We start from the raw sequence: 18,576 nt of genomic DNA on the forward strand, positions 1-18,576 counted from the left end.
GCGCCCCGTCGTCGCTCGTCCGCTCAGTCGGCGGCGCGCGTCCGATCCGGCCAGGCGACGGCGAGTGCCACGAGAATCGGCACGGCGAAGGTCCAGAAAACGGCCAGACCGGTCTGTGGCACGACCACCGAACCGCCGGGGCCGCTCCCCGAGAACACCAGCGTCGAGATCATCATGCCGCCGCCGGTGGCGAGAGTCGCCCACCGGTCGGAGGTGAGGAGGCGGACCGCCAGCAGCAGCGCGCCCGATCCGATCACCGCAAGGACGAGGCCGAGCGGGAACCAGCCGAGCTCATACGCGTGCGCGACGGTGCCGGCGACGCCGTACACCAGCCCGACGAGCAGCGCGACGATCCAGCTGCCGATGCGGGCGGGGACGGAGGAACGCATGACTCGATGCTACCGACCAGCCCTTCGGGCCGGTCGGCGTGCGCGGCGGCACGGGCACGTGCGGTCTTACGCGGCCCAGCCCCAGAGGCGCAGCAGCGCCGCCACGAGAGCGGCGGCGATCACCACGACGAGGAACGGCGCCCGCAGGAGCAGCAGGCCCGCCGCCACGAGCACCGCCGGAACGCGGGCGTCGACCACCACGGCCTGCCCGGCGCCGAGGGTCTGCACCGCGACGAGAGCGGCGAGCAGCGCCACCGTCAGCAGGTCTGCGATCCGCAGCGGCGTCGGCGCCTCGACCCAGCGGGCGGGGATGAGGTAGCCGACGGTCTTGAGCGCCACGCACACGATCGAGGCCACCAGCACAGCAGTCCACATGGTCACGGCAGGCCCTCCCGCTCCGCAACGTCGTCGGGCTCGGCGTCCACCGTGTCGTCCCTGCCGAGCCAGTTCGTCCAGCCGACGACGATGGCGACGGCCGCGGCCACGATCACGGGGATGCCTGGCATGAGCACCGGCGTCAGCACCGTCGCGACCACGGCAGCCGCGACGCCCACCACGATGGGCTGGCGGGCGCGCAGCCGCGGCCACAGCAGAGCGAGGAACGCGGCCGCCGCGGCGGCGTCCAGCCCGTACGCCCGCGGGTCGCCCAGCACGTCGCCGAGCAGCGCACCGGCAAGCGTCGACAGGTTCCAGCCGATGTAGATGCCGATGCCGGTGACCCAGAACCCCAGCGTGCGTGCGCGCGACGTGCGCTGTGCGAGCGAGACGGCGGTGGACTCGTCGATCGTGAAGTGCGCGGCGGCCGCCCGGCGCCAGAACCCCGCGCCGATCACGGGCGACATGCGGATGCCGTAGGCGACGTTGCGGACCCCGAGCAGCGCCGCGGAGGCGATCGCCGCGGGCGCGGCGGCCAGTCCTCCGGCGCCGACGATCCCGACGAACGCGAACTGCGACCCCCCGGTGAACATCACGAGGCTCAGCACGCAGGTCTGCCAGACGTCGAGGCCCGACGCGACCGCGAGCGCCCCGAACGAGATGCCGTAAGCGCTGGTCGCGATGGCGACCCCGAGGCCCTCGCGCACCGCCCGTCTGGCTTCGCCGGCGCCGTGCGCGTCGTCGAAACGAGGATCGAGGGTCACGTCGCCATGTTAACGACGGGCCGGGACAGCGACGCCGGTCCACCCGGACGCGAGCGGCCTGCCGCTCTCACCCCCAAGGATTCCCGGCGCTTCCGGTCCCGAACGCGGCAGAGTCGCCCCGCGCGCGCCCGGCGCCCTTCGGGCCGCGCCGGAGAACCGCCACGAAGAACCGGGGCCCGTCTGCACACGACGGGGATTGCGCTTTCCGGCTCGCGCGCGCATGCTGGTGACACACGCAGAAAACGCTTCCTCGCTTGTGGGTGCCACCACCCGTTCTCATCACGGATTCTGCCCCGGACGAAGGAGTCCCATGAGAACGACGCTGCCCACGCCCACCGCCACGCCCGCGCGGCGCACCCGAACACCACGGGGGCCGCTGGCCGCCGGCATCGGCGTGGCGACGACAGTGCTGGCCCTCGCGGCGGCGCCCATGGTGGCGATGCCCGCAGCCGCCGCACCGGCAGCCGAGCCCGCGCCCTCCCCCGCCGTCGATCTCGGGCACGAGGTGATCGCGCCGGGCGACGGGTGGGCTTCGTGGTCGGGCCCGACGTATCCGGAGCGCGTCCAGCGGCTCGCCGAGCCCGTCACCGGCGGCAGCGCCGCCGACCCGGCGCAGGTGTACGTCGTCGACGACTGGCAGCAGCTGCGTGACGCCCTCGCCGGAGTTCCCGGCGGCTCGCAGAACGACGCGCGCTACAACCAGGTGCCGAGGATCGTCTACGTGACCGGCACGCTCGACCCTTGGCTGCGCCCTGATGGCACCCGGGTGACGTGCGACGACATCGCCTCCCAGGTGACGGTCACCGGTTCCGGCGCGCCGTTCGACATGGACGACTACATCGCGGCATTCGGCCCGGGTGTCGACCCGTCCGGTCCGCTGGAGCAGGCCCGGGTGGAGGCCGCCGCGCTGCAGGCGAAGCTCACGCTGCAGCACATCGGCTCGAACGTGACCCTCGTCGGCGTCGGCGACGAGGCCCGCGTCGTCGGGGCATCCCTGCGCATCCGCGATGCGCGCAACGTGATCGTGCGCAACGTGACGCTGTCGGACGCCTACGACTGCTTCCCGCAATGGGATGCCGGCGACTCCGGCGGCAACTGGAACTCGGCGTACGACAACCTCTCGGTGTGGACCTCCACGAGCGTCTGGGTCGATCACAACACGTTCGACGACGGCGCCCACCCCGCGTCGAGCCTCGACACGGTCTACGGCCGGCCGTTCGAGGTGCACGACGGTCTGCTCGACGTGACGCACGGGTCGGACCTCGTCACCATGTCGTGGAACTGGTTCCAGCATCACGACAAGACCGACATCATCGGCTCCTCCGACTCGCGCACGCAGGACCGCGGTCAGCACCGCGTCACGCAGCACCACAACCGCTGGACCGACATCGGCCAGCGCGCTCCGCGCGTGCGCTTCGGCGATGTGCACGTCTACAACAACCTCTACGAGCAGACGGATGCCACCACCGCCGCCTCGTCGCCGGGCAACCCGTTCTTCCAGTACTTCTGGGGCGCGGGCAGAGAGAGCAGCATCGTCGCCGAGTCCAACGCCGTCGAGCTCGTCGATCCGTCGAGCGTCTCGCGCATCATCGCCGGATGGGGCGGAACGGAGCTCCGCGCGAGCGACACGCTCGTGAACGGCGAGCCGACCGACGTGCTGGCGGCATACAACGCGACGGCCGCGACCCCGCTCTCCCCCGACGTCCGGTGGGACCCCGCCGACGCCTACCCCTACGCACTCGACGCCGTCGCCGACGTGGCGGCGATCGTCCGCGCGGGCGCTGGCGCCGGCATCCTGTCGTCCGGAACGCCCGTGGCGACCGCCGCACCCGCAGCCTTCGCCGTCTCGGACGACAACGGCCGCGACACCGGGCTGCGCGACGGGGACTATCGCATACTCGCCGACCTCTGGTGGGGGCAGAACGCGACTGTCGTGAAGCTGTACGAGAACGGCGCACTCGTCGACGCGCAGTGGATCGCCGGTGGCTCGCCCGCCGCGCAGCACGCCGCGTTCGACATCGGGGGGCGCACCGACGGCACCTACGAATACACCGTCGTCGCGCTCAATCCGCACGGCGAGACCGCGTCACGCACGCACACCGTGACGGTGACGGATGCCGCACCCGGCCGAGCCGTGCTCACCGCGTCGGGCGCGCGCACCGGCGTCGTGTCGATCGCGGCCGATCTGTGGTGGGGCACCAACGCGACCGAGTACGTGCTCTTCCAGGACGGCGTGGAGATCGACCGGCAGCCGCTCGTCGCGGCCACACCCGGGGCCCAGCACGCGGTCACCACGGTCGGCGAGCTGCCCCCGGGAACCTACGAGTTCACCGCGGTGCTCTCCAACGCCGCCGGAACCACCGCCGCGAAGCCGGTGACGGTGACCGTCCGCGCGCGCTGAGAATCGCGAAAGGGTACATCTCTCCACCCACGTGGGGAGATGTACCCTCTCGGCGCGCCCGTCGGCGCGGGGGCGCGTCAGACGCTGGCGTCCTGGCGCTTGAGCCGCGCCGTCGCACGGGCGCGCTCGGTCGCGTCGAGGTTCACCTTGCGGATGCGGACGATCTCGGGCGTCACCTCGACGCATTCGTCGTCGCGGGCGAACTCGAGGCTCTCTTCGAGCGACAGCTGGCGCGGCGGGGTCATCGACTCGAAGGAGTCCGACGTCGACGAACGCATGTTCGTCAGCTTCTTCTCCTTGGTGATGTTGACGTCCATGTCGTCGGCGCGCGAGTTCTCGCCGATGACCATGCCCTCGTAGACCTCCTGGGTGGGCTGGACGAAGAACGACATGCGCTCCTGGAGCGCGATGATCGCGAACGGGGTGACGACACCCGAACGGTCGGCGACGATCGAGCCGTTCTGTCGCGTCACGATGTGGCCAGCCCACGGCTCGTAGCCGTGCGAGATCGCGTTGGCGATGCCTGTGCCGCGCGTCGTGGTGAGGAACTCGGTGCGGAAGCCGATGAGACCGCGTGAGGGCACGATGAACTCCATGCGCACCCAGCCGGTGCCGTGGTTCGTCATGTTGTCCATGCGGCCCTTGCGCGCGGCGAGCAGCTGCGTGATCGCGCCGAGGTACTCCTCGGGAGCGTCGATCGTCAGGTGCTCGAACGGCTCGTACGTCTTGCCGTCGATCTTCTTCGTGACCACCTGCGGCTTGCCGACGGTCAGCTCGAAGCCCTCGCGGCGCATGTTCTCGACGAGGATCGCCAGCGCCAGCTCACCGCGGCCCTGCACCTCCCACGCGTCGGGGCGGCCGATGTCGACCACCTTCAGCGACACGTTGCCGATGAGCTCGCGGTCGAGGCGGTCCTTCACCATGCGGGCCGTCAGCTTGTGGCCCTTGACCTTGCCGACGAGCGGCGAGGTGTTGGTGCCGATCGTCATCGAGATGGCGGGGTCGTCGACCGTGATGGCCGGCAGCGGACGGACATCCTCGGGGTCGGCGATCGTCTCGCCGATCGTGATGTCCTCGAATCCGGCGATGGCGACGATGTCACCGGGGCCGGCGCTCTCCGCCGGGTAGCGGTCGAGTGCGCGCGTCTTGAGCAGCTCGGTGATGCGGGCGTTGCTGGTGCTGCCGTCCGAGCGCACCCAGGCGACGGTCTGGCCCTTCTTGAGCGTGCCGTTGAAGACGCGGAGCAGGGCGAGGCGACCGAGGAAGGGGCTCGAGTCGAGGTTCGTCACCCAGGCCTGCAGCGGGGCCTCGTCGTCGTAGGACGGAGCCGGGACATGCTCGAGGATCGCCTCGAACAGCGGCTCGAGGTCGTCGTTGTCGGGCAGGGTGCCGTTCTCGGGGCGGTTGCGCGAGGCGGCGCCGGCACGGCCCGAGGCGTAGACGACGGGAACATCCAGAAGCGCGTCGACGTCGAGGTCGGGCACGTCGTCGACGAGGTCCGACGCGAGGCCGAGCAGCAGATCGTGCGCTTCTTCTTCCACTTCGGGGATGCGCGCGTCGGGGCGGTCGGTCTTGTTGACCAGCAGGATGACGGGCAGCTTCGCCTCGAGCGCCTTGCGCAGCACGAAGCGCGTCTGGGGCAGCGGGCCCTCGCTCGCGTCGACGAGCAGCACGACGCCGTCGACCATCGACAGGCCGCGCTCGACCTCGCCGCCGAAGTCCGCGTGGCCCGGGGTGTCGATCACGTTGATCGTCACGGGCACGTCGGTGTGGATGCCCTGGTAGGTGATCGCGGTGTTCTTCGCGAGGATCGTGATGCCCTTTTCGCGCTCGAGGTCGTTCGAGTCCATCGCGCGCTCCTCCATGTGCTCGTGAGAGCCGAAGGAGCCGGTCTGGCGCAGCATCGCGTCGACGAGGGTGGTCTTGCCGTGGTCGACGTGAGCGACGATAGCCACGTTGCGGAGGTCCGGACGGAGGGCGCGCGCCATGAGGGAATCCTTGAAAAGAGAATGGGGATGCCGGAGTGCCGGCATCCCCATTCTATTGGGCGCTCCTGTGTGTCGCCTTTCGGCGGTCGCGTCAGTCCTCCAGGCCTGCGGCGAGGAGCGCCGCGCGCGCCTCGCGGCGCACCCGCTGCTCTTCGGGATCCGGCACCGGGATGGCGGCGATCAGGCGGCGGGTGTAGTCCTCGCGCGGTGCGCGCAGGATCTGGCCCGTCGCGCCCTGCTCGACGATCTTCCCGTGGTGCATCACGATGATGCGGTCGGCGAGCGAGTCGACGACGGCGAGGTCGTGGCTGATGAACAGGCACGCGAAGCCGAGGTCGGCCTGCAGCCGGCGCAGGAGCTGGAGCACGGTGGCTTGCACCGACACGTCCAGCGCCGACGTGGGCTCGTCGGCGATCAGCAGCTTCGGCTGCAGCGCCAGGGCGCGGGCGATGCCGACACGCTGCTTCTGGCCGCCCGAGAGCTCGTGCGGGTACCGGTTGCGGTACGAGCGGGGCAGCTCGACGGAATCGAGCAGGTCCTGCACCTTCATGTCGAGGTCGCGGCCCTTCGCCACGTTCGCCAGCAACATCGGCTCGCCGATCGACTGGCCGATCGGCAGGCGCGGGTTCAGCGACGATGACGGGTCCTGGAAGACGATGCCGACGTCCTTGTGCACCCGGTGCAGCAGACGGCGGTCGGCCTTGGAGATGTCGTGACCGACCACCTCGGCCCGCCCATCCGCGATCGGCAGGAGCCCGATGGCGGCGCGACCGACGGTCGTCTTGCCCGAGCCGGACTCGCCGACCAGGCCGGTGACCTCGCCCGGGAAGATCGAGAACGTCGCGTGCTCCACCGCCCGGAACGCGGGGACGCGCCCGCGCTTCGGGTAGTCGATCGCGACGTCGGCGAAGTCGAGCACCGGCGCGCCCAGGCCCTTGCGGCGCTCGGCGTCCTCGCGGGCCGCGACATCCGCCAGACGGATCACCGACGTGTCGCCCGCGAGCGCCGCCGTCGTGTCGATCGACTCGCCGGCCGCATCGCCGATGCGCGGCACGGCCGCGAGCAGCTGCTTCGTGTACGGGTGCTGCGGGGCGTTGAACACGCCGCCGACGGTGCCGCGCTCGACGATCTCGCCCTTGCGCATCACCACGATGTCGTCGGCGAGGTCGGCCACGACGCCCATGTCATGCGTGATGAGCAGGATCGCGGAGTCCAGCCGGTGACGCAGGTCGCGCATGAGATCGAGGATCTCGGCCTGCACGGTGACATCGAGCGCCGTCGTCGGCTCGTCGGCGATGAGCAGCTGAGGATCGCACGAGATCGACTGCGCGATCATGGCGCGCTGCCGCTGGCCGCCCGACAGCTGGTGCGGGTAGGAGTTGAACGCCTTGAGGGGGTCGGGCAGCTCGACCATGTCGAGCAGCTCGAGCGCGCGCGTGCGCGCCTCGCTCGGCGTCATTCCGCGGTGGTTGCGCAGCGTCTCGATGATCTGGAAGCCGACGGTGAACACCGGGTTCAGCGCCGTCATCGGCTCCTGGAAGATCACGGCGATGTCGCGACCGCGCACGCGGCGCAGGTCGTCCTTGCGCAGGCCCAGGATCTCCCGCCCGCCGAGCTTGACGCTTCCGGTGACGCGGGCGTTGTTCGGGAGCAGTCCGAGCATCGCCATCGAGCTCGCGCTCTTGCCGGAGCCCGACTCACCCACGATGGCGAGCGCCTTTCCGGAGCTCACGGTGTAGTCGAGCTTCTTGGCCGCGGGAACCCAGTAATTGTCGACGGCGAAGTCGACGGACAGGCCGCTCACTTCCAGCAGCGGGCTGCCGGATGCCGGGGACGTCGGGAACTCGTTCATTGGATGGTCCTTGTGGGATCGTTGGAGACAATGGGGGGGTGACCGACCAGGCGATCCGCATCGACTCCCGCTTCAACCGCATCGCGGCCATCATCGTCTGGAGTCTTGCGGCGCTCGCAGTGATCACCGCCGTGTGGAGCTCGGATCCGAGGCTGGCGTGGGTGTACGCCGGCGCCCCGCTCGCCGCTCTCCTCGGCTGGGCCGCGTTGTGGCGACCGTGCGTCATCGTTTCGGAGCATGGCGTGCGCATCGAGAACGTCAGCCACGACGTCGACATCCCGTGGGCGGCCCTGGTGCACGTGGAGACCGCCCGAGCGCTGACGCTGCATACGCCGTCGGGAGGCTTCACGGCGTGGTCCGCGCCGGCTCCCGGCTACTTCACCACCATGATGGGCAACACCAGAGCACGCCGTGAGGCGCGAGCCGCGGGAGGCGATGCTCGTCCGAGCGACCGCATGGGCACCGACTCGGGCAACGCGGCCGTCGTGGTGCGCGAGACCTGGCGCCGGCGCCTCGACGCCGGTCAGGTCCCGCTCGGCGTCGCCGGCGAGACGCCGGTGAAGCGCCAGTGGCACGTGCTGCTCATCGCGGCGTGCGTCGTGCTCGCGATGGTGTCCGTCGCGCTGATCGTCGCCACGGGCTGAGAGCCCGGCGCGCATCATGCGCCACGTCCCGGGTCGGGCGCGATCTCCTCGTCGAGGACGTCGTCGGCACGCTCGCTCGTGACGCCCGACACGTTGGTGCCGCCGCCGGCGGTGACCAGGGCGCCCTCGGGCACGTCGACGGTCGTCCCGCCGACCAGCACGGCGTCCTGAGGCAGCTCCTTGACCTTGCGGAAGACCACGCGCTTCTGGCGCGGATCGAACGCATCGCGCAGTCCGTCTCCGACGAAGTTGACGAGCAGCGACAGGATCACGATGAAGAACGCCGGCCACCAGAACAGCCACGGGCGGGTCTGGAACGCCGACTCGTTCGCCGAGATCAGCAGGCCCAGCGACACGTCGGGAGAACGCACGCCGTAGCCGAGGAACGACAGGGACGTCTCCAGGATGACCGCGGCGGCGATCAGCAGCGTCGTGGCCACGATCACCACGCCGATGGCGTTCGGCAGGATGTGCTTGAAGATGATGCGCGCGTCGGAGGCACCCGCCACCCGCGCCGCTTCCACGAACTCCCGCTCGCGCAGCGTGAGGAACTCCGCGCGGACCAGTCGTGCGATGCCGGTCCAGGCGACGAAGCCGAGGAAGACGGCGAGGAGGACCGGCCCGAGGCCGCCGACCGCCGAACCGACGACCGCGCCGATGACGATCACCGGGATCACGATGACGATGTCGGTCAGTCGCATCAGCACGGAATCGACCCAGCCGCGGTAGTAGCCCGCGAGTGCGCCGACCACCACGCCGAGGAAGGCGCCGATGATGCCGATCGTGAACATGATGTACGACGAGTTCACGAGGCCGCGCATGACCATCGCGAAGTAGTCCTTGCCGACGGTGCTCTGCCCGAACGGGTGGTCGCCCAGCGAGAACGGGAAGAGCGTCAGGGTCGGCAGGCCGCTGTTCGTGATCGGGATCAGCTGCTCGTAGCTCCACTTCCACCAGCCCGGGATCGGGCCGATGCCCGTCGCCGAGACGGCGAAGCCGACGATGAGGATGAACAGGATCGCGCTGATGACGGCCGGCTTGTGGGCCAGGAACCGACGGAGGGTGAGGCGTCCCTGGCTGACGCCGCGCTCATCCGCCGTCTGGACGTGCACACCGCCGTCGGAGGGCGATGAGGGGGGCTCGAGGCTCGGATCGATCGGGATGGACATTACTTGACCCTCACTCTCGGGTCGATCGCCGAGTACGCAAGATCGGCGAGGAAGTTGAACGTGATGGCGAACACCGCGATGACGACGAAGTACGCCATGACGGGGTTCGGGTCGGCGTGCTGCAGACCCTGGTTGAACAGCGCACCCATTCCGCTGAACGCGAAGATGCGCTCGGTGATGATCGCGCCGCCGATGAGGGCGCCCACATCCGCCGCGACGATCGTCGTGATCGGGATCAGCGAGTTGCGGAACGCGTGCCGGACGACGACCGTGCGCTCGGGCAGGCCCTTCGCCCGTGCCGTCCGGATGTAGTCCTGGTTGAGCGTCTCGAGCATGCCGCCGCGGGAGTACCGCGTGTATGCCGCGAACGAGATCAGCATGAGGCTGATCGTCGGCAGCAGCAGGTGCGTGAACGTGTCGATGCTCTGGATCCACCAGTCGCCGACCAGGTTGGGCGTCTCCGAGCCGATCGTGGCGATCGGGCGGCCGTTCACCTTCGGGTTGGTGACGTAGTCGTACCAGCGCGACATGAACTGATTCAGGATGATGACGCCCATGCCGAGCGCGCCCGTGAGGATGCCGATGCGGATGGCCTGGCCCTTGTCGTATTCGCCGAGGAGCCAGCCCGCGACCGCGCCGATGAGGCTCGCGCCGACGAACAGTCCGAACACGCCCCAGCCGTTGAGCGAGTCGAGGAAGGGCTGCAGCACGAAGAACGCCACGACGAGCACGATCACGGTGGCCCCGGCGGTGCGCCACGCGTAGCGCGCACGGGGACCGGCGATGATCAGCACCATCGCCGCGCCGAAGGCCGCGATGAGCAGGGGCGTGAGCACGGGGCCGAGGGACGGGTGGAGGAACCACGCCGTCACGCTCATGCCGTAGAGCATGGCTCCGGTCGTCACGACCGACGCGGCGAAGACGACCAGGCGACGCTGCCTGTTCCCGCCGATGATCGCTTGCCAGAAGACACCCGAGATCAGACTGAGCGCGATGATCCAGGGCCAGGTGAAGACCGGACTGACGAGCCAGTTGTTGAAGCCCAGGGCCAGGAAGACCTTGAGGAGGACGCCCATCACGAAGGAGGGCAGCGAGTAGAAGAGGAAGCTGGCGAACGTGAACGAGTAGTCGACCGCGCTGTACTGACGCAGGGCCGAGACGATCCCGACGAGGATGCCGAGCACGATGGCGAGGATGGTCGACGCCGTCACGAGCTGGAGCGTCGCGCCCATCGCGCGTGCCAGCAGCACGGTGACCGGCTGGTTCTGGATGGTCACGCCGAGGTCGCAGCCGCCGAACGGGATGACGCAGCGCGCGGCGCCGAGAAGCCAGTTGAACCAGCGGACGGGAATGGGCTGGTCGAGGTTCAGCCAGTCGGTCCGCTGCGCGATGAGCTGATCTTTGTTCGGGCTGTTGGAGGCGTACAGGTCCTCGAGGGGGTCTCGGGCGAGCGCCACGAGGGTGTACATCAGGAAGGATGCGGCGATGAGGATCAGGATCGAGACCCCGATGCGCCGCAGAACGAAGCTAAGCACTGGGCTGGCCCTTCATGCAGAAAAGGTAGCAGGCGGTGGATGACGGGAGCAGAGCCCCGCTGTCGCCTCCGCCGGCTGTGGACGGGAAGACACACGCACGGGGCGCCGGGCTGCAAAGACCCGACGCCCCATGGCGTGGTGTTTCAGCTAGTCACCGAATTACTCGGAGACCGTCCACTCCCAGAAGTTCCAGAACACACCCGTCTGGTTGCCCATGAAGGTGATGCCCTCGATGTTGTCGGCGTGCGCCTCGAGACCGGGGCCCTGGAAGAGCGGCAGACCGTAGGCGTCGGCGAACAGCTCCGCGTCGGCCTCGACAGTCAGCTCGTCGATCGCGTCGGTGTCGAGCGTCGTCGGGATCTCGCGGGCGATCTCGTCCACGCGCTCGTTGGCGTACTTGTTGTAGTTGCTGCCACCGAAGCTGGCGAAGATCTGCGGGATGGTGCCGTTGCCGACACCGGGCGAGATCCAGCCGAAGATGACCGCGTCGTAGATGTCCGACCCGAGCTGAGCGCTCCAGTCCTCACGGCCCACATCCTCGACCACGAAGCCGGCCTCTGCAGCCGAAGCCTGGATGGCCTCGAACGCCGCGACGCGGTTGGGGTTGTTGATGTTGTACATGAGGCGGATCGTCGGGGTCGCACCGGCGAGGAGCTCCTTGGCGCCCTCGATGTCGACCTCGGCGTACGCGTCCGAACCGTTGCTGGCGACGGCGTCCTCGTACGAGGACTGCGCCGGGATGAACAGCTGCGAGTTGAGAACCTCGGCCTCGGGGTTGACCGGCTTGATCAGCGTGTCGACGAGCTGCTGACGCGGGATCGTCTTGAGGAAGGCCTCACGCACGCTCTGCTCGGCCAGCGGGCCGGCGAACGTCAGGTCGAGGTGGTCGTAGTTCAGCGCGTCGCCCTGGAGCACCTCGACGCCGTCGATGCCCTGGAGCGCCGTCAGCGTGTCACCGCTCGCCTGCGGGGCGATGACATCGACCTCGCCGTTCTGGAGGGCGGTCACCTGGGCCTGCGCGTCACCGATGAAGCGGATGACGAGCTCGGAGAACTGCGGCTTCAGGTCGCCCTGGTACTTGTCGTTGAGCTTCAGCGTCATGGACTGCGTGGGCTCGTACGAGTCGATGATGAACGGGCCGCTCGCGAGGTACAGCGAGGGGTCCTCCGGCAGCGACGTCATGTCGAAGCCGGTGTTCCAGAAGTCAGCCGCGGCCTTGAGCGTCTCGTTGACCGGGGCCGGAGCCGCAGCGTCACCGCGGGGGCTGGTCAGGATCGTGTCGACGAGCTCGGCCTGGTCGACGCCCGCCTTCTCGGAGACGACGTGGACCGGCTGGTCGATGAGGTCCTGGATGTTCCAGTCGACGAAGGGCTCGTCGTACTCGAGCGTGAGGGAGAGCTTGTCGTCGGCCACCTCGGTGATGGTCGAGGTGATGAGGCCCTCGGTGCTGCCTGCGTACTGGAAGTACTGGGTGCCGCTGATCGGCTCACCCGACTCGGGGTCGAGCGTCGCGTCGTCGAAGATGCCCGACGTGACCGCCCAGCCGAAGACCAGGTCGTCGGTCGTGATGGGCTCGCCGTCCGACCACTGCAGTCCCTCGTTGAGGGTGTACTGGACCTGAAGCGGATCCTCGCTGACGACCTCCATCGTGCCGAACGACTCGTCGGGGACGACCTCGTAGCTGTCGCTCACGTAGTAGAACGTCGACTTGGTCAGGTAGTCGACCTTGCCGTTGATGTCGAGGTTGCCGTTGACGCTGTTCGAGTTCGTGCCCGTGAACTCGTTCGTCTCAGCAACGGTCACCGCGGTGTCGGTGGCCGTGGGGGCCTCCTCCTCCGGCGGGGTCGTCGAGCAGCCGGCAAGGACCAACGCGGTCACTCCGACGCCCGCCGCGACTCCGAGTGCGCGCTTGCGCCACGTCGTCTTGTCAGACACTGTGTCTCCTCTTGTGCAGGGTAATGCGCGCACGTTCAGCCTCTGACCGGACGGGCGCGCGGATGGGAAAACGATAAGCACCGCTTGTGAGATGGTCAAAACGATCGACCAAAACGTTACAGAGCCTTAACTCAATCGACGCAGGGTGTGACAATCTGACAAGATGACGCCGCTCACCCCTGCCGCTGATAGGGGGAAATCCACTACGCTGTCTCGGCTCGATCCGTTCCAGCGCCGACGACTGACGTGGGAAGTGTGGATCGTGCTGGCGATCACCGTCGGCCAGTCGGCGCTGTACTCCGTGCTCTCGCTGGTGCGCAAGCTCGTCGCACCGATCCCGCTGGGCTCTCAGCAGACTCAGGTGAACCCCCCGCGCGACGCGCAGGCGATCTGGGACATCGTGTACCAGCTGCTGTCCGTCTTCTTCGCGCTCGCACTGGTGGCGCTCGTCGTCTACCTGCTCTGGGAGCCCGGAGGCAACGCGCTGCGGCGCATCGGCCTGGACTTCACGCGGTTCGGCGGCGACCTCGGCCGCGGCATCCTGCTCACCGCCGTCATCGGCCTGCCGGGGCTCGCGCTCTATGCGGCGGGCCGGGCGCTGGGCATCACGGTCGCCGTCGTCGCGTCGCCCCTGGACGCCGCCTGGTGGACGGTGCCGCTCCTGCTGCTGTCGGCGCTGCGGGCCGGGCTCACCGAAGAGGTCATCTTCATCGGCTACCTGTTCGACAGGCTCCGCCGGCTGGGCTGGAACGACTGGTCGATCATCCTGACGACGGCGGCCCTGCGCGGCGCGTACCACGCCTATCAGGGCTTCGGCGCGATCGTCGGCAACTTCGCGATGGGCGTGGTCTTCGGCTGGTGCTACCGCCGATGGGGGCGCGTCATGCCCCTCGTCATCGCGCACACCCTCCTCGACATCGTCGCGTTCGTGGGCTATCCCCTCGCTGCCGCGCTGTGGCCCGAGATCTTCGCCCCGATACCTCAGCCGACCCCGACGCCCGCACCGACCCCGGAGCCGACTCCCGCGACATGAAAGCGATGGGATGCCGGGGGCACCGGCATCCCATCGCTCACGGACCGTCGGGGGCCCTGCCCGTCAGGCGAAGGCCTCGATGGGCGGGCAGGCGCACACGAGGTTGCGGTCGCCGTAGGCCTGGTCGATCCGGCGGACCGGTGGCCAGTACTTGGTGCGGATCTGCGCGTGGACGGGGTACACCGCAGTCTCGCGCGAGTACGGATGGGTCCACTCGCCCACCACGACGGCCTCGGCGGTGTGCGGCGCGTTCGCGAGCGGGTTGTCGCCGGCCGGCCACTCCCCCGCCGCGACGGCGTCGGCCTCGGCCTTGATCGCGATCATCGCCTCGATGAAGCGCTCGATCTCGGCGAGGTCCTCGGACTCGGTCGGCTCGACCATCAGCGTGCCCGCGACCGGGAACGACATCGTCGGGGCGTGGAAGCCGTAGTCGATGAGCCGCTTGGCGACGTCGTCGACCGTGACCCCGGTGGCCTCGCGCAGGGGCCGCAGGTCGAGGATGCACTCGTGCGCCACGAGGCCGTCCTCGCCGGTGTAGAGCACCGGGTAGTGCTCGCGCAGCCGCACGGCGATGTAATTGGCCGCGAGCACCGCGGCGGCGGTCGCGTCGCGCAGGCCCTCGGCGCCCATCATGCGCACGTACGCCCACGAGATCGGCAGGATGCCGGCCGATCCGTGCGGTGCGGCCGAGATGGGTCCGCCGTCGAAGACGCCGCCGGCGTGGTCCCTGCGCTGCGAGAACGGGTGGCTCGGCAGGTAGGGCGCGAGGTGCGCCTTCGCCGCGACCGGACCCACGCCCGGGCCGCCGCCGCCGTGCGGGATCGCGAACGTCTTGTGCAGGTTGAGGTGCGAGACGTCGCCGCCGAGGTCGCCGAAGCGGGCGTAGCCGAGGAGCGCGTTGAGGTTCGCGCCGTCGATGTACACCTGCCCGCCCGCGTCGTGCACGGCCTGGGTGATCTCGAGCACGTCGTGCTCGTAGACGCCGTGCGTGGACGGGTAGGTGATCATGAGCGCCGCCAGCTCGCCGGCGTGCGCCGCGATCTTCGCGCGCAGGTCGTCGAGGTCGACGTTGCCGGCGTCGTCGCAGGCGACCACGACGACGCGCATGCCGGCCAGCACCGCGGAGGCCGCGTTCGTGCCGTGCGCCGACGACGGGATGAGGCAGACCGTGCGGTCGCGGTCGCCGTTCGCACGGTGGTATCCCCGGATGGCCATGAGACCGGCGAGCTCGCCCTGCGAGCCGGCGTTCGGCTGCAGCGACACCGCGTCGTACCCGGTGACCTCGGCGAGCCACACCTCGAGCTGCTCGATGAGCGCGAGGTAGCCGTGCACATCCGCCTCAGGCGCGAACGGATGGACGCGCGAGAACTCCGGCCACGACACGGCCGCCATCTCGGTCGCCGCGTTGAGCTTCATCGTGCACGAGCCCAGCGGGATCATCCCGCGATCGAGCGCGTAGTCCCGGTCGGAGAGCTGCTTGAGGTAGCGCATCATCGCCGTCTCGGAGCGATGGGTGTTGAACACCGGGTGCGTGAGGAACTCCTCGACGCGGCGCAGCCCGGAGGGCACGCCGGCGAGGGGCTCGGCATCCGTGAACGGCAGCGTGCGCTCGCCCTGCGCGCCCGAGCCCAGGAACTCGTCCTCGGGGAGCCCGAAGGCCCAGGCGACGGCCGCGAGGTCGTCGGCGGTGGTGGTCTCGTCGACCGAGACGCCGACCGTCGCGTCGTCGGCCCAGAACAGCTGGTAGCCGCGTTCGCGGGCACGCTCGATCACCCGGCGGGAGGCGCCCGGCGTCGCGACGCGGATGGTGTCGAAGAACGCGTCCGAGCGGAGCGACAGGCCGTACGACCGCAGCCGGGCGGCGAGCGCCTCGGCCTTCTTCGCGACATCGGACGCGATCGCGCGGAGCCCCTCGGGGCCGTGGTACACCGCGTACATGGAGGCCATCACGGCCAGCAGCACCTGCGACGTGCAGATGTTCGACGTGGCCTTCTCGCGGCGGATGTGCTGCTCGCGCGTCTGCAGCGCAAGGCGGTACGCGGGGTGGCCCGCGGCATCCTGCGAGACGCCCACGAGACGCCCCGGGAGCTGCCGCTCGAGGCCCTGGCGCACCGCCATGTAGCCCGCGTGGGGTCCGCCGAAGCCCAGGGGCACGCCGAAGCGCTGCGTCGTGCCCACCGCCACGTCGGCGCCGAACGACCCCGGCGAGCGCAGCATGGTCAGGGCGAGGAGGTCGGCGGCCGCGACCACGAGCGCGCCCGCGACATGCGCCGCGTCGACGACGCCGGACGGGTCCCACACGTGCCCCGAGGCGCCCGGATACTGCACCAGCACGCCGAAGTGCTCGTCGGGGAGCATCGCACCGTGGGCGAGGTCGAGCTCGACGAGCTCGATGCCCACCGCGGCCGCCCGATGGGCCAGCAGCGCCTTCGTCTGCGGCAGCGCGTCGGCGTCGACCACGAACACGTTCGATGCCGACTTCGAGGCGCGCCGCGTCACGAGCATGCCCTCGACCACAGCGGTCGACTCGTCGAGCATCGAGGCGTTCGCCGTCGCGAGCCCGGTGAGGTCGGTCACCATGGTCTGGAAGTTGATGAGCGCCTCGAGGCGGCCCTGCGAGATCTCGGGCTGGTACGGCGTGTAGGCGGTGTACCAGGACGGGTTCTCCAGCACGTTGCGCGCGATCACGGACGGCGTGAGCGTGTCGTAGTAGCCGAGGCCGATCATCGGGCGGGCCGTGCGGTTCTGCGAGGCGAGCGCGCGCAGCTCGGCGAGCGCCTCGGCCTCGGTCGCGGCAGGCGGGATGTCGCTCGTGGGGCGCGGCTTCGCATGGATGGATGCCGGCACCGCCGCCTGCACGAGGGCCTCGACGCTCTCGTAGCCCAGGGCGTCGAGCATCGTGCGCTGGGCTGCGGCATCCGTTCCGATGTGACGATCGGCGAACTGGCCCGTCATTCGGCGCTGCCCGTGAGCGAGATGTACGCGTCGCGGTCGAGCAGCTCGGCCACGGCGGCGGGGTCGACCGTGAGCTTCACGAGCCAGCCGGCGCCGAACGGGTCGGCGTTGACGAGCGACGGGTCGTCGACCACGGCGTCGTTGACCTCGATGACCTCGCCCGTGAGCGGCGCGTAGAGCTCGCCGACCGACTTGGTGGACTCGATCTCGCCCACGACGGTCGCGGCCGTGACCGTGCTGCCCACCGCGGGAAGCTCGACGAACACGACGTCGCCGAGCTTGTCGGCGGCGTACGAGGTGATGCCGACGGTCGCGGTGTCGCCGTCGAGGGCGACCCACTCGTGCTCGGCGGTGTACTTGAGTGCGGTGAGGTCGGTCATGAGTTCCTCCGGTAGAAAGGCAGGGCGGTCACGGTCGCGGGGATGCGGGTCCCCCGCACGTCGATGAAGAGCTCGGTGCCGGGCTCGGTGAGTGACGGGGAGACGAACGCCATGGCGATCGGATGCCCCAGCGTCGGGCTGAGCGCACCGCTCGTGATCTCGCCGACCGGCGCCGCGCCATCGGCCGCATCGAACACGGCGTAACCGGCGCGGCCCGCGCGACGCCCCTCCGAGACGAGGCCGACGAGCACGGGGGCGTCGGGCGTCACGACGGCCGCGAGCGCGGACTTGCCGACGAAGTCGTCCTTGTCGACCGCGACGACGCGGCCGAGGCCGGCCTGGGCCGGGACGATGTCGCGCGAGAGCTCGTGGCCGTAGAGCGGCATGCCGGCCTCCAGGCGCAGCGTGTCGCGCGCGGCGAAGCCGGCCGGAACCAGACCGAGCGGTTCGCCGGCCGCCAGCAGCGCGTCCCAGAGCGCCGGCGCGGCCGCGTTCGGGATCAGCAGCTCGAAGCCGTCCTCGCCCGTGTATCCGGTGCGGGCCACGAACAGGGGGGCGTCGTCGAACGATCCGGACGACCACGCGTAGTAGCCGAGGTCGGCGAAGGACGGCGTGACGTCGACGATGCCGGGAGTGGTCTCCACCACGGCACGGGCGATGGGGCCCTGTACGGCGATCAGCGACATGTCGTCGGTGTGGTCGTCCAGCTCGGCATCGAAGCCCTCGACGCGCGCGGCGAACGCGCGGCCGACGGCATCGCGGTTTCCCGCGTTCGCGATCACGAGGAAGCGACGCTCGGCGATGCGGTACACGATGACGTCGTCGACGATGCCGCCCGAGTCGTCGAGCACCAGCGAGTACTTCGCCTTGCCCACGCGCATCGAGGAGATCGCTCCGGCCAGTGCGTAGTCGAGGAACGCCCCGGCGCCCGACCCGTCGACGCCGAACTCCGCCATGTGCGAGATGTCGAAGAGTCCGGCCACCGTGCGGACCGCGTGGTGCTCAGCCAGATCGGACGTGTAGCGCACGGGCATCAGCCAGCCGCCGAAGTCGGTGAACGAGGCGCCGAGCGCCTCGTGGCGGGCATGGAGCGCGGTCGTCCGCGGGTCCGAAGGGCGGTGGTCTGTCATGAGTTCTCCCGGTCGCTGACGGGCAG

Annotated in this window: 14 protein-coding genes; 3 read left to right on the forward strand and 11 right to left on the reverse strand. The window is 69.8% G+C overall.

Annotated features, from left to right (window positions below):
* Positions 1–23: 23 nt before the first annotated feature.
* From ABG085_RS11895 to ABG085_RS11905, 3 genes are all read right to left on the reverse strand, one after another.
* The gene (locus ABG085_RS11895; RefSeq protein ID WP_347975948.1) at positions 24–389 is read right to left on the reverse strand and encodes a DUF6113 family protein; all 366 of its coding nucleotides are present in this window, start codon (positions 387–389) and stop codon (positions 24–26) included.
* A 66-nt stretch (positions 390–455) separates the two neighbouring features.
* Positions 456–770, reverse strand: coding sequence for an AzlD domain-containing protein (locus ABG085_RS11900; protein WP_347975949.1), 315 nt, complete (start codon positions 768–770; stop codon positions 456–458).
* A complete protein-coding gene (locus ABG085_RS11905) occupies positions 767–1,528 on the reverse strand; it encodes an AzlC family ABC transporter permease (RefSeq protein WP_347975950.1) in 762 nt (253 codons plus the stop codon). The genes ABG085_RS11900 and ABG085_RS11905 overlap by 4 nt, the downstream gene beginning before the upstream one ends.
* Before the next feature lie 310 nt (positions 1,529–1,838).
* Between ABG085_RS11905 and ABG085_RS11910 the strand changes: the two genes are divergently transcribed.
* Entirely contained in the window at positions 1,839–3,929 is a 2,091-nt protein-coding gene (locus tag ABG085_RS11910) for a hypothetical protein (protein ID WP_347975951.1), read from the forward strand.
* Positions 3,930–4,006: 77 nt separating this feature from the next.
* Here the strand turns inward: ABG085_RS11910 and typA are convergent, their stop codons facing one another.
* Both typA and ABG085_RS11920 read right to left on the reverse strand, forming a co-directional pair.
* Complete coding sequence (gene typA / locus ABG085_RS11915; RefSeq protein ID WP_347975952.1) at positions 4,007–5,917, reverse strand: translational GTPase TypA; 1,911 nt, start codon at positions 5,915–5,917, stop codon at positions 4,007–4,009.
* Positions 5,918–6,008: 91 nt separating this feature from the next.
* Positions 6,009–7,769: an ABC transporter ATP-binding protein gene (locus ABG085_RS11920; protein ID WP_347975953.1), complete on the reverse strand. Its 1,761-nt coding sequence runs from the start codon at positions 7,767–7,769 to the stop codon at positions 6,009–6,011.
* A 38-nt stretch (positions 7,770–7,807) separates the two neighbouring features.
* Between ABG085_RS11920 and ABG085_RS11925 the strand changes: the two genes are divergently transcribed.
* Entirely contained in the window at positions 7,808–8,413 is a 606-nt protein-coding gene (locus ABG085_RS11925; RefSeq protein ID WP_347975954.1) for a PH domain-containing protein, read from the forward strand.
* Positions 8,414–8,427: 14 nt separating this feature from the next.
* Here the strand turns inward: ABG085_RS11925 and ABG085_RS11930 are convergent, their stop codons facing one another.
* The 3 genes from ABG085_RS11930 to ABG085_RS11940 form a co-directional block, all read right to left on the reverse strand.
* Positions 8,428–9,582: an ABC transporter permease gene (locus ABG085_RS11930; protein ID WP_347975955.1), complete on the reverse strand. Its 1,155-nt coding sequence runs from the start codon at positions 9,580–9,582 to the stop codon at positions 8,428–8,430.
* A complete protein-coding gene (locus ABG085_RS11935; protein WP_347975956.1) occupies positions 9,582–11,117 on the reverse strand; it encodes an ABC transporter permease in 1,536 nt (511 codons plus the stop codon). Before ABG085_RS11935 ends, ABG085_RS11930 begins: the two co-directional genes overlap by 1 nt.
* A gap of 159 nt (positions 11,118–11,276) precedes the next feature.
* Positions 11,277–13,052 carry an ABC transporter family substrate-binding protein gene (locus ABG085_RS11940; protein ID WP_347975957.1) on the reverse strand — a complete coding sequence of 592 codons (1,776 nt, stop codon included), beginning with the start codon at positions 13,050–13,052 and terminating at the stop codon, positions 11,277–11,279.
* Positions 13,053–13,215: 163 nt separating this feature from the next.
* Between ABG085_RS11940 and ABG085_RS11945 the strand changes: the two genes are divergently transcribed.
* Positions 13,216–14,085, forward strand: a complete 870-nt coding sequence (locus tag ABG085_RS11945) for a CPBP family intramembrane glutamic endopeptidase (protein WP_347975958.1) — start codon at positions 13,216–13,218, stop codon at positions 14,083–14,085.
* 63 nt (positions 14,086–14,148) lie between these two features.
* Here the strand turns inward: ABG085_RS11945 and gcvP are convergent, their stop codons facing one another.
* Genes gcvP through gcvT form a run of 3 tightly spaced genes read right to left on the reverse strand, consistent with a single transcriptional unit; the run spans position 14,149 to position 18,550 of the window.
* Complete coding sequence (gene gcvP, locus ABG085_RS11950) at positions 14,149–17,040, reverse strand: aminomethyl-transferring glycine dehydrogenase (protein WP_347975959.1); 2,892 nt, start codon at positions 17,038–17,040, stop codon at positions 14,149–14,151.
* Positions 17,037–17,420, reverse strand: coding sequence for a glycine cleavage system protein GcvH (gene gcvH / locus ABG085_RS11955; RefSeq protein ID WP_347975960.1), 384 nt, complete (start codon positions 17,418–17,420; stop codon positions 17,037–17,039). Before gcvH ends, gcvP begins: the two co-directional genes overlap by 4 nt.
* Entirely contained in the window at positions 17,417–18,550 is a 1,134-nt protein-coding gene (gene gcvT / locus ABG085_RS11960; protein ID WP_347975961.1) for a glycine cleavage system aminomethyltransferase GcvT, read from the reverse strand. The genes gcvH and gcvT overlap by 4 nt, the downstream gene beginning before the upstream one ends.
* Positions 18,551–18,576: the final 26 nt, after the last annotated feature.

The organism is Microbacterium sp. ProA8, assembly GCF_039905635.1.
Taxonomy (GTDB): Bacteria; Actinomycetota; Actinomycetes; order Actinomycetales; family Microbacteriaceae; genus Microbacterium; species Microbacterium chionoecetis.

Excerpts from the sequence above, each read along its gene's own strand:
- gcvH (WP_347975960.1), bottom strand. The coding sequence starts at position 17,420 with ATGACCGACCTCACCGCACTCAAGTACACCGCCGAGCACGAGTGGGTC.
- ABG085_RS11945 (WP_347975958.1), top strand. The coding sequence starts at position 13,216 with ATGACGCCGCTCACCCCTGCCGCTGATAGGGGGAAATCCACTACGCTG.
- ABG085_RS11920 (WP_347975953.1), bottom strand. The coding sequence starts at position 7,769 with ATGAACGAGTTCCCGACGTCCCCGGCATCCGGCAGCCCGCTGCTGGAA.
- ABG085_RS11910 (WP_347975951.1), top strand. The coding sequence starts at position 1,839 with ATGAGAACGACGCTGCCCACGCCCACCGCCACGCCCGCGCGGCGCACC.
- ABG085_RS11895 (WP_347975948.1), bottom strand. The coding sequence starts at position 389 with ATGCGTTCCTCCGTCCCCGCCCGCATCGGCAGCTGGATCGTCGCGCTG.
- typA (WP_347975952.1), bottom strand. The coding sequence starts at position 5,917 with ATGGCGCGCGCCCTCCGTCCGGACCTCCGCAACGTGGCTATCGTCGCT.
- ABG085_RS11930 (WP_347975955.1), bottom strand. The coding sequence starts at position 9,582 with ATGTCCATCCCGATCGATCCGAGCCTCGAGCCCCCCTCATCGCCCTCC.
- gcvP (WP_347975959.1), bottom strand. The coding sequence starts at position 17,040 with ATGACGGGCCAGTTCGCCGATCGTCACATCGGAACGGATGCCGCAGCC.
- gcvT (WP_347975961.1), bottom strand. The coding sequence starts at position 18,550 with ATGACAGACCACCGCCCTTCGGACCCGCGGACGACCGCGCTCCATGCC.